Raw genomic sequence first — 11,676 nt, 5'->3', positions numbered from 1 at the left:
TCCTTACGATGCAGGTTGGGCCGGCAGCGCCGGCCGGTCCTTGCGGAAGGCGCTCTTGCGCGAGAGCTTGTCGCCCTTGAAGGTGAAGAGGTCGCAGCCCTCGGCCTCGATGCGCGTGCCATTGGCAGCCGTCCCGCGAAAGATCCATTCCGACAGGCCGCGATCGCCGAACACGCTGTGCGACGTGCAGGTCCAGCTCACATCGGGCATGCCGCCCCACACCTTCTCGAACGCCGCCTTCACATCCGCCGTGCCGATGATGCGGTTGCCATACATCTCGGCGCCGACGGCGGTGTCAAAGACGATGTCGTCGGTCATGCAGGCCATCACGCCATCGGCATCGTGGCGGTTGAACGCCTCGAACAGCGTGACTAGAAGCTGGTGGCGCGCGGACGACTCGGACATTGCAAGGCTCTCTCGATCGTTGAAGCAGGCATCGGCACATGGCCGATCACGACCATGAGGGTGCCAGCGGTGATGCGCCGCGATTAGGGCCAGTTGCGCCGAACCAACCGGCCAGAGCCCACCGGATCTGGACCAAACATTGGCCAGCGCTGGCCCTGCACCTTCGGGCGCAGACCGCCATGGTGGCGCCATGGCAAGGGACGGAACCGACTGACATGCATGACCTCGTGATCGCGATCGGCGATCTCGGTGCGGCGCTGACACCAAAGCTGGTTCTGCTCTCCATCGCCTCCATCTTCGTCGCCGCCGTGCTGCGCGGCTATACGGGTTTCGGCTTCGCGCTGGCCGCCGTGCCGCTGCTGAGCCTTTTCATGACCCCGACCGAAGCCGTGCCGGTGGCGATCGGCCTGCAGCTCGCCGGCAGCCTGCTCGACTTCCGCAAGGCGTCGCAGGCCTGCGACTGGCCCTCGCTGCGCTGGCTGATGCTCGGCGCACTGATCGGCTCGCCGCTGGGCACGCTGATCCTGAGCGCGATCTCGGCACCGGCAGCCCGGCTGGCGATCAGCGCCATCACACTGCTGGCGGTGTTCGCGCTGCAGCGCGGTTTCGCCTTGCCCGAGACCCCACCCCGCCCGCTGACCTCGATCACCGGCTTTTTCTCCGGCCTGTTCAACGGCCTTGCCGCCATGCCCGGCCCGCCGGTGGTGGCCTATTACATGTCGCTGCCGATGCCGCGCCGGGCGGCACGGGCGTCCCTGATGGTGTTCTTCCTGATGACCTCGATCACCGCGACGGTGAGTTTTGTCGGCGTCGGGCTGATGAACCTGCACACCGTCGGCCTGTCGCTGCTCGGCCTGCCGGTGATGTGGCTCGGCACCCGGCTCGGCGAACTCGCGTTCCGCCGCGGCAGCGACGCGGTGCACCGGCAGGTGTCCATCGCCAGTCTCGGCGTCATCGCGCTGATCAGCGCGGTGAAGGGGATCGGTGAACTGACGTAGCGAAGGCGGCCTTCTTCACCTCTTCCCTCAGGGGAGAGGTCGCGCGCCCTTGCGCGCGGGTGAGGGGGCTGGTGACGTTGGAGCGTGAGCCCCCCTCACCCGCCCCGGCTACGCTGCGCTTCGCCGTGTCGACCTCTCCCCGGTGGGGAGAGGTGATCGCGCGTCGCTGTGAGTCGAGTGCTATCCCAGCCGTGCGATAATGCGGCCGAGGCGTTCGATGCCGGGCTCGATGCGGTCGTTGCGGATCGACGAGAAGCCGAGCCGGAAGCTGTTGGCATGGCTGCCCTTGGTCATCGCAAAGACGTCGCCGGGCTCGATCACCACCCCTTCGGCCAGCGCGGCCTTGGCCAGTTCCGTGGCATCCACGCCGTCCGGGCACGTCACCCAGTAGCTGGTGCTGCCGACGCCGCGTTTGAAACTGCAGCCGGAAAGATGCTGCGGCAGCAACCGGTCGAGAATGCGCGCCCGCTCCAGCAGCACGCGGGACACCCGTTGCAGATGCGAGCGATAATGGCCGAGGCCGATGAACAGCGCGGCCACGCGCTGGTTGTTCAGCGGCGGATGCCGCAGCATCAAGCGCCTGAGCGCGCGGAGTTCGCGGATCACTGGCGCGGGTGCGGCCACATAGCCGAGCCGCAGTCCAGGCGCGAGCACCTTGGAAAGGCTACCTACGTAAAGGACGCGATCGTTGCGATCGAGGCTCATCAGCGGCGGCAGCGCCGGCCCTTCCTGGATCAGCTCACTCTCGTAGTCGTCCTCGATCAGCACTATGTCGCGCTCCTGCGCCTTGCGTAGCAGTTCGAGACGCCGCGCCTCGGGCATCACAGAGGTGGTCGGGCATTGATGTCCGGCGGTGACATAGGCCAGATCGCAACTCTCGAAGTCCGCATCCGGCACCATGCCGTCGCCATCCACCGCCAGCGGCACGATATTGTCGGTCAGCATGCCGAAGATATTGCGGGCATCGGGATAGCCGGGATCCTCCATGCCGACCCGGGTGCCGGGCTTGGTGAACAGCCGGGCAATCAGATAGAGCGCGTGCTGGGCGCCCATGGTCATCATGATCTCGTCCGGCCGCGCGCGAATGCCGCGGCGTGGCAAGACCTGCAGCCGGAGTTGCTCGATCAGCGCCGGATCGTCCGCATCGATCAGGTCGCGCGCCCAGTTGTTGATTTCGGGCACGCTAAGGGCCGCGCGCGCGCTTTCGCGCCAGTCATTGGTGGGAAACAGGCTCGGATCGAACTGGCCGAAGATGAACGGATACGGATAGTCCTGCCAGTTGAGCGGCTTGACGATATTACGGTTGGCCGAGGGCCGCACGGCGAAGCGTTCCGCCCAGCGCGCCGTGCCGACATCGTCTGGCGCGGCGCGCAGATCGCGCTGACTGTCCAGATGCTTCGGCAAGCCTGCGACAAAGAAGCCGCTGCGTTCGCGCGAAACCAGAAAATTCTGATCGACGAGCTGCTCATAGGCGATCACGACCGTATTGCGCGACACCTCGAGCAGCGTTGCCAGTTCGCGGCTCGACGGCATGCGCACGCCGAGCGCAAGGCGTCCTTGCTCGATCGCCGTGCAGATCAACTGGCGAATCTGCAATTGCAGGAACGGCCCGCGCCGGTCCAGCCCCTGGAACAGCGAGCCCCAGAACAGCGCATCGCCGATTCCCGACGATGTCGGGCGACTTTCTGCCGCCACTTTCGTCGATCTGCCGGGATTTGCCATTCACCGCTCCCATCTGAACCAGAACTAACCTTCTTGCTAAGCAAGAGCCGCGCCAGCCAGCCATTCGGCCAGCGCAGATGGCTGGCCCTATTCGTGCATCCGATCTGGCGCTGGCTTGGCGCCATAACTAGCCTCACGCTCCCGTGACGGAAATTGAGGATGATCAAGTGAGCCACGATACGGTTGTTTTCTCCGCCCGCAAGATCGTGACCATGAATCCGTCGCGCCCCGTTGCTACGCATGTTGCGGTGCGCGAGGGTCGGATCGTCGCCGTCGGCAGTCTTGACGAGATCGGCCCTCTCGGCGGCGGCAAGGTCGACGACCGTTTCAAGGACAAGGTGCTGCTGCCTGGCTTCGTCGAGGGCCACAGCCACATCATGGAAGGCATGATGTGGTCTTTGCCTTATGTGGGCGCGTTCGATCGCCGCGCGCCGGACGGCAAGGTCGTCCAGGGCGTGCCGACCATCGACGCCATCGTGGAACGGCTGCAAGAGGCCGAGCGCGCGATGACCGATCCGGAGGCACCGCTGTTCGCCTGGGGGTTCGATCCGCTGCATATCGGCAGCATCTCGCTCACCCGCCAGGATCTCGATCGTGTCTCGACGACACGGCCGATCATGGTGGTGCATGCCTCGTTCCATATCAGCAACGTCAACTCGCTGGTGATGCAGCGCGCAGAACTCGACCGCACCACCAATATTTCCGGCGTGGTGATGGGCAAGGACGGCGAGCCTTCAGGCGAAGTTCAGGGCATCGCCGCGCGTTTCCGCGTGTTCCGCGTACTCGGTACCAATCCGCTGTCGGGCAATCTCACCGCCGAGGACGTCAACCGATATGCCTCGTCCTGCTGCGTGCAGGGCGTGACCACCGTGACCGACCTGCATAATGATCTCGCCGATCTCACCGTCGAGGTCTATCGCGCCGCCAGCCGTCGCGCGGATTTCTCGGTCCGCCTCGTGCCGGCCATGGCGTCGGTGTCGCACAGCCCGGAAGCCGGCATCGCCAAGATCAAGGCGCTGCAGGCGTCGAATAACGACAAACTGCATTACGGCATCGTCAAACTGGTGGTCGACGGCTCGATCCAGGGCTTCACCGCCCGCCTGCGCTGGCCCGGCTATCACAACGGCGCACCGAACGGCCTGTGGTACATCGCGCCGGAGGAACTGCCCGGCATCGTCGCCGCCTATCATACCGCCGGCATCCAGCTGCACATCCACACCAATGGCGACGAAGCCACCGAGCTCGCGCTCGATGCCGTCGAGGCCGCGCAGATCGCAACGCCGATGCCGGATCATCGCCATACGCTGCAGCATTGCCAGATGGCCGATGCGGCGCAGTTCAGGCGCATGAAGACGCTCGGCATGTGCGTCAACCTGTTCGCCAATCACGTCTATTACTGGGGCGACCCGCATTACGACCTCACCATGGGACCGGAACGCGCCAACCGTCTCGACGCCACCGGCACGGCGCTGCGCCTGGGCGTGCCGTTTGCGATCCATTCCGACGCGCCGGTGACGCCGCTGAGCCCGCTTTTCACGGCGTGGTGCGCCGTCAATCGCGTCACGTCCTCGGGCCGCGTGCTCGGCAAGGAAACCGAGGCGCTGACCGTACAGCAGGCGCTCAACGCCATCACCATCGACGCCGCCTATACGCTGAAGCTCGACCACATGGTCGGCAGCATCGAGACCGGCAAATATGCCGACTTCGTCGTGCTCGACGCCGATCCGCTCGAGGTCGCGCCGGAAACGATCAAGGACATCAACGTCTGGGGTACCGTGGTCGGCGGCACGGTCCGGGAGGCGCCTCGGGCATGACGGCGACGCCGCGCATCACAACACCCGTGACGGTGATCGGCGGCTTTCTCGGCGCCGGCAAGACGACCTATCTGAACCATCTGCTGCGCGCCGCCAGCGGCCGCTATGCCGTGCTGGTGAACGACTTCGGTGCCGTGAATATCGATGCGGCGCTGATCGCCAGGCATGACGGCGAGACCATGACGCTAGCCAATGGCTGCGTCTGCTGCAGCATCGGCAGCGGCTTCCTCGATACGCTCGGCCGCATTCTCGACGACGGCACCAGCTTCGATCACATCATCATCGAGGCCTCCGGCGTCGGCGATCCCTGGCGCATCGCCGAGATCGCGCTGGTGGAACCGAGCCTGCGGCTCAATGCGGTGATCGTGCTGGCCGATGCATCGCGCATCGCGACGCTGCTCGGCGATGCGCGCGTCGGCGATACCGTGCGCAGGCAGTTCGACCGCGCCAGTCTTGTTCTGCTCACCAAGGTCGATCTGCTGGATCGCAGCGCGGCCGATGCTGCGCGGAGCACGATCGCGGCGCTGCGCCCGGGCGTCGCAGTGATCGAGACGACCGAACACACACTGCCGGGCCTGCCGGACGGCGCGTTCAAGCCGGCATCGCGCTTCGCCGCCACGGATGCGGATCATGCCGATCACGAGCAGAACTTCCGCCGCTGGTGCTATGCCCGCAACGGCGCGTTCGACCGCGATATGCTCGCCCACGCCCTCAAGGCAGTGCCCCCGCAATTGCTGCGCCTGAAAGGTCCGTGCCGGATCGCCGGCGACGCGTCGCCCGCGCTGCTGCAGATGGTCGGCCAGGACTGGTCGCTGTCACCGCTGCCCGATGGCATGATGACCGCGGACGACATTCTGCTGGTCGGCGTCGGCACCGACGCGCTTCCCGATACTGCCACGCTCGATGCGATCCTCGACACCGCGCTCGCTGCACCGACATTGATGACAACGGCGGACGTTAACCGCCGGCAAGCCGCATTCACCCTCTGAGAGAAGGACACCTGCCATGTCTCCGACCTGGTCTCGACGACCCCGCTCGCTGAAAGCCTCTCTTCTGACCGCAGCCCTCGGCTTTGCGCTGGTGGCCACCGCCATCGCGCCGAGCACACGGCCCGCGATGGCCGCCGATGGCGGCACGCTGGTGGTTGCCTCGACGCAGGTGCCGCGTCATTTCAACGGTGCGGTGCAATCCGGCCTCGCCACCGCGATGCCGTCGACGCAGATTTTCGCAAGCCCGCTGCGCTATGACGACAACTGGAATCCGCAGCCTTATCTTGCCAAGTCGTGGGACGTCGCGCCGGACGGCCTCTCGGTCACGCTGAAGCTGGTCGATAACGCGCTGTTCCATGACGGCAAGCCGGTGACCTCGGACGACGTCGCCTTCTCGATCATGACCATCAAGGCCAACCACCCGTTCCAGAGCATGCTGGCCGCGGTGGACAAGGTCGAGACGCCGGACCCGCTCACCGCCGTCATCCGCCTCAAGCATCCGCACCCGGCGCTGCTGCTGGCGATGTCGCCGGCTCTGATGCCGATCATTCCGAAGCACATCTATGGCGACGGCCAGGACGTGAAGGCGCATCCGGCCAACCTGAAGCCGGTCGGCTCCGGCCCCTATCGCCTCACCGAATACAAGCAGGGCGAATATTACACGCTGGAGAAGTTCGACAAGTTCTTCATCGCCGGCCGGCCGAAGCTCGACAAGATCGTGGTCAAGCTTGTCTCGGACAGCAATGCCGCCGTTGTCTCGCTGGAGCGCGGCGACGTCAACGTGCTGCCATTCATCTCGAATACCCGCGACATCGATCGCATCGAGAAGATGCAGAACATCACCATTACCGACAAGGGCTTTGCCGGCGTCGGTCCGATCAACTGGCTTGCCTTCAACACCAAGAAGAAGCCGTTGGATGACGTCCGCGTGCGCCAGGCCATCGCCTTTGCCGCCAACCGCGAATTCATCACCGGCAAGCTGATGAACGGCAAGGCCAAGATGGCCACCAGCCCGATCGCGCCGGGCTCGCCGCTGCTCGCGACCGATCTCGAAATGTACAAGCTCGATCTCGCCAAATCGGCGAAGTTGCTGGACGAGGCCGGCTATCCCAAGGCCGCCGACGGTTCGCGCATGAACCTCACCATCGACTTCATCCCCGGCGACGAGGAACAGCAGCGCAATGTCGCCGAATATCTGCGCTCGCAGCTCAAGCGCGTCGGCATAAATCTCGAAGTCCGCGCCGCACCGGACTTCCCGACCTGGGCCCAGCGCATCTCCAATTACGATTTCGACCTGACCATGGACAACGTCTTCAACTGGGGCGACCCGGTGATCGGCGTCAACCGCACCTATCTGTCCAGCAATATCCGCAAGGGCATCATCTGGTCGAACACCCAGCAATACAGCAATCCGAAGGTGGACGAGCTGCTCGCCGCCGGCGCGCAGGAGCCGTCGCCCGAGAAGCGCAAGGCCCTGTACGCCGAATTCCAGAAGCTGGTCGTCAATGACGTGCCGATCTATTTCATCAACAGCGCGCCCTATCGCAACGCCTTCTCGAAAGGACTCGACAACCTGCCGACCTCGATCTGGGGCGTGATGTCGCCGCTCGACGAGATCAACTGGAAAGAGAAGCCGAAGACCTGAGTTACTCCGTCATTGCGAGCGCAGCGAAGCAATCCAGGAGCCCGGAACGACGGCTGGATTGCTTCGTCGCTTCGCTCCTCGCAATGACGGCGTAAAACGACTCGAACGAACTTCACGCAACGAACAGACCGGCACCATGAACCTTGTTCTCCATGTCATCAGGCAACTGGCCAATGCGATCGGCCTGCTGCTTGCCGTGCTGGTCCTCAATTTCTGTCTGATCCACGCCGCGCCCGGCGATCCCGCCCTGGTGATCGCCGGCGAGATGGGCGGCGCCTCCGCCGAGGTGATCGCCGCGCTGCGGGTGAAATACGGCCTCGACAAGAGCATGCTCGAACAGCTCTTCACCTATCTCGGCAAGGTCGCCACCGGCGACTTCGGCTATTCCTATTACTTCAACGAGCCGGTGGTGGGGCTGATCGCCCAGCGTATCCCCGCCACGCTCTATCTCGTGCTGTCGGCGCTGGCGATGTCGGTGATCATCGGCACGCTGATGGGCATCGTCAGTGCCCGCAAGCCGAACGGGCTGTTCAGCCAGGGCGTCACCGTGATCTCGCTGGCCGGCTATGCGGCGCCGGTGTTCTGGACCGGCCTGATGCTGCTCCTGCTGTTCGGCTCGGTGTGGCCGATCCTGCCGGTCACGGGGATGACCGACGTGGCGCGGCCGAAGACCGGTTTTGCCCATGTGCTCGACATCCTGCAACATCTGGTGCTGCCGGCGACCACCCTCGGCCTCGTCTATATCGCGCAATACAGCCGCCTCGCCCGGGTCAACATGATCGATGCGCTGACCGCCGACTATGTGCGGACGGCGCGCGCGAAAGGCCTGCCGGAGATCGTGGTGATCGGCAAACATGCCCTGCGCAACACGCTGATCCCCATCGTCACCGTGGCCGGCCTGCAATTCGGTCACCTGTTCGCCGGTGCCGTGCTGGTGGAGACGGTGTTCTCCTGGCCGGGCATGGGTCGGCTGGTCTACGAGTCCATCCTGCGGCGCGATTATCCCACGCTGCTGGCGGTGCTGTTCTTCTCCGCCGTGCTGGTGATGGCCGCCAATATCGTCACCGATCTGGTCTATCGCCTGGTCGATCCGCGCATCCGTTCGGGGGCCCGATGACCACGATCGACTCCACCGCCGTCAAGCCCGACACCACGCTGCTGCCGGTGCGCCCGGCGACCTCGCCGATGGCCGCGGCCTTGCGCCAGTTCGCACGCAGCCCCGCGGGCGTGGCCGGCGCCGTCGTGCTGCTGGCCATCATTTTCGCCACCCTGTTCGGCCCGCAGCTCTATGGCGTCGATCCGCTCGACATCGCCGGCGCGCCGCTGTCGCCACCCGATGCCGATGCCTGGCTCGGCACCGACTATCTCGGCCGCGATATCCTGTCCGGCCTGCTGCAGGGCGGCCGCGCGACGCTCACGGTCGGCGGTGTTGCCGCGCTGATCACCATCGTCATCGGCGTCACCATGGGCTCATTGGCGGGCTTCTTCGGCGGGCCGATCGATACGGCGCTGGTAAAAGTCACCGAATTCTTCCAGATCCTGCCGCCTCTGCTGTTCGCCATGGTGCTGGTCACTCTGTTCGGCCAGTCGCTGGTGGTGGTCACGCTTGCGATCGGCGTGGTCAGCTGGCCGTCGGCGGCGCGGCTCACCCGCGCGGAATTCCTGCGGCTGCGCAATCTGGATTTCGTCAAGGCCTCGCGCGCGGCCGGCGGTGGCAATGGCCATCTCATCCTGCGCGTGGTGCTGCCCAATGCGCTGCCGCCGATCATCGTCTCGGCAACGCTCGCCATCGGCATCGCCATCCTGTTCGAGGGCGGGCTCAGCTTCCTTGGCCTCGGCGACCCCAACACCATGAGCTGGGGGCTGATGCTGGGCCAGAACCGCAATTACGTGCTCGATGCGTGGTGGACCGTGACCTTCCCCGGGGCCGCCATCTTCATCGCCGTGCTGGCCATCAGCCTGATCGGCGACGGCATCAATGACGCCATCAATCCGCGCCTGCGCAAGCGAGGCTGACGCATGAGCCCCGTCCTCTCCGTGCAGAACCTCACCGTCACCATGAAGGGCAGCAAGGGCCCGGTGCCGGTGCTGGAAAATCTCTCCTTCGATGTCGCGCAGGGCAAGACCACCGCCCTGGTCGGCGAATCCGGCTGCGGCAAGAGCATGACGGCGCTCGCCATCATGCAGTTGCTGCCCGAGGATTTCCGCGTCACCTCCGGCCGCATCCTGCTCGATGGGCAGGACGTGCTGGCGTCTACGCCAAAAGAGCTGCGCAGCCTGCGCGGCAACAAGATGTCGATGATCTTTCAGGAGCCGATGACCGCGCTCAACCCGCTCTACACCGTGGGCGACCAGATCGGCGAGGTGCTGCGCCAGCATCGCGGCCTGTCGCGCCGCGACGCGCATCAACAGGCGATCCAGTTCCTCAAGGCGGTGCAGATCCCGGCTGCCGAGAAGCGCGTCGATGCCTATCCGCACCAGCTTTCCGGCGGCATGCGGCAGCGCGTGATGATCGCCATGGCGCTGGCCTGCAAGCCAAAGCTGCTGATCGCCGACGAGCCCACCACCGCCCTCGATGTCACCGTGCAGGCGCAGATCTTTGACCTGCTGGCCGAATTGCAGGACGACACGGACACCGCCATCGTGCTGATCACCCACGATCTCGGCGCCGTGGCCGAAATGGCCGACGATGTCGCCGTGCTCTATGCCGGCCGCTGCATCGAACAGGGCGCCGCGGACGAGATCATCGCCCATGCCCGCCATCCCTATACGCGCGGGTTGATGGCCTGCGTGCCGCATCTGCAGCTCGGGAAGACCGACGGCCACTTCGCTCCGCTGGAGGAAATTCCCGGCATGGTGCCGCCGCTCGGCGCGCGCGGCCCGGACTGCGCCTTCCTCGCCCGCTGCGCCTTCGCCGCCGATATCTGCCGCGCCCAGCCGCAACCGCCGCTCGACCGCGTCGATGCACAGGCCGCCGTGTCGTGCTGGCGCCATCTGGAGATCGCGCCATGAGCGACGGACTGCCGATGATGAACGCGCCTGCCGACGTCCTGCTCGACGTCAACGACCTCGTCGTGCATTTCCCCGCCGGCCGCCGCGGCATGTTCGGCAAGCCGTCCAAGGTCCATGCTGTCGATGGCATCAGCTTTCGCGTTCGCCGCGGCACCACCTTCGGCATCGTCGGCGAAAGCGGTTCGGGCAAATCCACCACCGCCCAGGCGGTGATGCGGCTGATTCCGGCGACCTCAGGCCAGATCGTGTTCGGCGGCGAGAACATCGCCGATTTTCGCGGCGAGAAGCTGCGGCTGGCGCGCAGCAAATTCCAGATCGTGTTTCAGGACCCATTCTCGGCGCTCGATCCACGCCGCCGCGCCGGCGACTTGATCCGCGAGCCGCTCGATCTGCTCGGCATTGGCGCACCGCGCGAGCGCGACGCCCGCGTCAAGCAACTGCTGGCCGAAGTCGGGCTGCCGCCGCAGGCCGCCGACCTGTTTCCGCACCAGTTCTCCGGCGGCCAGCGCCAGCGCCTGTGCATTGCGCGCGCGATGGCGCCGGAGCCCGACCTGATCGTCTGCGACGAGGCGGTGTCGGCGCTCGACGTCGCCATCCAGGCGCAGATCCTGAACCTGTTGAAGAAGCTGCAGCGCGAGCGTGGCTTCACCTACATCTTCATCTCGCACGATCTCGGCGTGATCCAGCATTTCTGTGACGAGATCGCGGTGATGTATCTCGGCAAGATCGTTGAACAGGCGCCCGCCGACATCTTCTTCTCGGCCCCGTCGCATCCCTATAGCTGGTCGCTGATCTCGGCCGCAGCGCCCCCTGGCCCGCTGCGCGACCGGCTGAAGAAGGACTATCTCGTCAAGGGTGATCCGCCGAGTCCGGTCGATCCTCCGCCTGGCTGCCGCTTCGCCCAGCGCTGCCCCTTTGTGATCGAACACTGTCGTGAGGAACTGCCGATCCTCCAGGTGCAGACCGGTGACCATTTTGTCGCATGCCACCGGGCCGGTGAACTCAACCCGCCGGAGTTGACGATTCCGTAGAGCATTGGAGCATTTTGCAGGCAGGTCATGCGAGGCTCACCGCCATGAGCGGGCTCGTCT

10 protein-coding genes are annotated in these 11,676 nt (G+C 65.4%); 8 read left to right on the top strand and 2 right to left on the bottom strand.

Features of this window, described 5'->3' with window-relative positions; genetic code table 11:
* Positions 1-3: 3 nt before the first annotated feature.
* Positions 4-405, bottom strand: coding sequence for a nuclear transport factor 2 family protein (locus AC1RQ5_RS10265; RefSeq protein WP_493198717.1), 402 nt, complete (start codon positions 403-405; stop codon positions 4-6).
* A 215-nt stretch (positions 406-620) separates the two neighbouring features.
* On the opposite strand from AC1RQ5_RS10265, the gene AC1RQ5_RS10260 reads away from it, so the two are divergent.
* Positions 621-1,403 (top strand): sulfite exporter TauE/SafE family protein, encoded by a 783-nt coding sequence (locus AC1RQ5_RS10260; protein WP_493198715.1) that lies wholly within the window; start codon positions 621-623, stop codon positions 1,401-1,403.
* A 180-nt stretch (positions 1,404-1,583) separates the two neighbouring features.
* On the opposite strand, the gene pdxR is transcribed toward AC1RQ5_RS10260, so the two are convergent.
* The gene (pdxR, locus tag AC1RQ5_RS10255; protein ID WP_493198713.1) at positions 1,584-3,125 is read right to left on the bottom strand and encodes a MocR-like pyridoxine biosynthesis transcription factor PdxR; all 1,542 of its coding nucleotides are present in this window, start codon (positions 3,123-3,125) and stop codon (positions 1,584-1,586) included.
* A gap of 167 nt (positions 3,126-3,292) precedes the next feature.
* Between pdxR and AC1RQ5_RS10250 the strand changes: the two genes are divergently transcribed.
* The 7 genes from AC1RQ5_RS10250 (at position 3,293) to AC1RQ5_RS10220 (ending at position 11,616) form a co-directional block, all read left to right on the top strand.
* Complete coding sequence (locus tag AC1RQ5_RS10250) at positions 3,293-4,939, top strand: amidohydrolase (protein WP_493198711.1); 1,647 nt, start codon at positions 3,293-3,295, stop codon at positions 4,937-4,939.
* The gene (locus tag AC1RQ5_RS10245; RefSeq protein ID WP_493198709.1) at positions 4,936-5,928 is read left to right on the top strand and encodes a CobW family GTP-binding protein; all 993 of its coding nucleotides are present in this window, start codon (positions 4,936-4,938) and stop codon (positions 5,926-5,928) included. The genes AC1RQ5_RS10250 and AC1RQ5_RS10245 overlap by 4 nt, the downstream gene beginning before the upstream one ends.
* 16 nt (positions 5,929-5,944) lie before the next feature.
* Positions 5,945-7,573, top strand: coding sequence for an ABC transporter substrate-binding protein (locus AC1RQ5_RS10240; protein ID WP_493198707.1), 1,629 nt, complete (start codon positions 5,945-5,947; stop codon positions 7,571-7,573).
* A 136-nt stretch (positions 7,574-7,709) separates the two neighbouring features.
* Entirely contained in the window at positions 7,710-8,690 is a 981-nt protein-coding gene (locus AC1RQ5_RS10235; RefSeq protein ID WP_493198705.1) for an ABC transporter permease, read from the top strand.
* Positions 8,687-9,589, top strand: a complete 903-nt coding sequence (locus tag AC1RQ5_RS10230; protein WP_493198703.1) for an ABC transporter permease — start codon at positions 8,687-8,689, stop codon at positions 9,587-9,589. Before AC1RQ5_RS10235 ends, AC1RQ5_RS10230 begins: the two co-directional genes overlap by 4 nt.
* A 3-nt stretch (positions 9,590-9,592) precedes the next feature.
* A complete protein-coding gene (locus AC1RQ5_RS10225; protein ID WP_493198701.1) occupies positions 9,593-10,585 on the top strand; it encodes an ABC transporter ATP-binding protein in 993 nt (330 codons plus the stop codon).
* Positions 10,582-11,616: an ABC transporter ATP-binding protein gene (locus AC1RQ5_RS10220; RefSeq protein WP_493198699.1), complete on the top strand. Its 1,035-nt coding sequence runs from the start codon at positions 10,582-10,584 to the stop codon at positions 11,614-11,616. Before AC1RQ5_RS10225 ends, AC1RQ5_RS10220 begins: the two co-directional genes overlap by 4 nt.
* Positions 11,617-11,676 lie beyond the last annotated feature (60 nt).

It is taken from the genome of Tardiphaga sp. GW821-FHT12E02, assembly GCF_058807155.1.
The sequence above is the reverse complement of the archived record's forward strand: the minus strand, read 5'-3'. Positions and strand labels throughout refer to the sequence as shown.